Genomic DNA, 1,171 nt, shown 5'->3' on the forward strand with positions numbered 1-1,171 from the left:
AGTATATTCCAATTAACAAATGAGTCTTAAGTAAGTAAATTTTTAGGCTCGTTTATTCTGTTCAAAGATCTGGTTAAATAATTCATTACGTTCTTTTTGAAGTAATTCAGCACAAGCATTATCTGTCATTTCCATAGCTTGCTCATCTAGTATTTCAAAATGAAAGTCTGCTTTCAAATATGTTTTGGCATTGGGTAAAGATTTTAGTTTTTCATAGGGCGTCATCATACTTTTGTAAGGGTAAGTTTTACGTTGTTTCCCTTTATCATCAGTGGTGACTTCAGGAAAGAAACAAGGTCTATGATAATTGATATACGGGTAAAGATATTTTAAATTAAACGTATTGATTAACGGTGCCCATTTCTGTGGAATATGTGTGTAACCAAACTGTTTTCTTACAATTGATGCATTTTTACTTTCTGCTAAGGCATTATCGTTTGAGTGTCTTGAGCGTGATTTAGTGAGCTCTATTTCAAGTTTGGTGAGTAATTTACACACGTGTTTGTTGATGTATTCAGAGCCATTATCTGAATGAAACCCTTTGATAATAAAAGGAAATGCGGCCATCATTTGCGTTAGTACTGGAATGAGGTAACGCTCACTAATACGTTCAACTGAGCAAACAACCTCAAACTGTGTCACCTCATCAACTGCATTAATATGATACACGCCTTTTTGTTTATCTAGGTCTCCTTGGTGCACGGTATCAATACGAATATAGCCAGGCTCGCCGTTGGGTTGAGGTTTACGCCGTTCGCCAATAGGCACTTGTCTTGATTGTGTTTTTGTGAAGTGTCTGCGTTGTTTTTGGTAGCCTTGAGAGTGCCTCAAGTTATATAAATGTGAAACAGAGATAGTGGCAAGCATTTGGTATTCTGATTGCTCAAACGTATTGTAGGCACGCTCCAACAGCTTTTTAGTGGCATGACCACAGATATCATCATGCCTTGCGTCCATTTCAGCCAGTAGCTTAATATCCTTTGTACTGTAAATGGTTGAAAAGCCGTTAGTTCGGCAAGGTTGCCAGTTAATTCTGCCGACGTCCTTGTATTGTTTTATCAATCGAGTGAGTTGCTGCCGCGAGTAGCCTGTCACCTTTTTAAGGTATTGATTGACGATCCCTTTGTCGGTTTTTTTTAACGTGATATAGCGAAATTTTATCAATGTTTTT

1 protein-coding gene is annotated in these 1,171 nt (G+C 37.5%); it reads right to left on the reverse strand.

Features of this window, described 5'->3' with window-relative positions; translation table 11 throughout:
* Positions 1-42: 42 nt before the first annotated feature.
* A partial coding sequence (locus CXF95_RS26190) for a DDE-type integrase/transposase/recombinase (protein ID WP_101201404.1) occupies positions 43-1,171 on the reverse strand: 1,129 nt, incomplete at its 5' end.

The sequence above is a fragment of the Paraglaciecola sp. MB-3u-78 genome (genome assembly GCF_002835935.1).
Classification (GTDB): domain Bacteria; phylum Pseudomonadota; class Gammaproteobacteria; order Enterobacterales; family Alteromonadaceae; genus Paraglaciecola.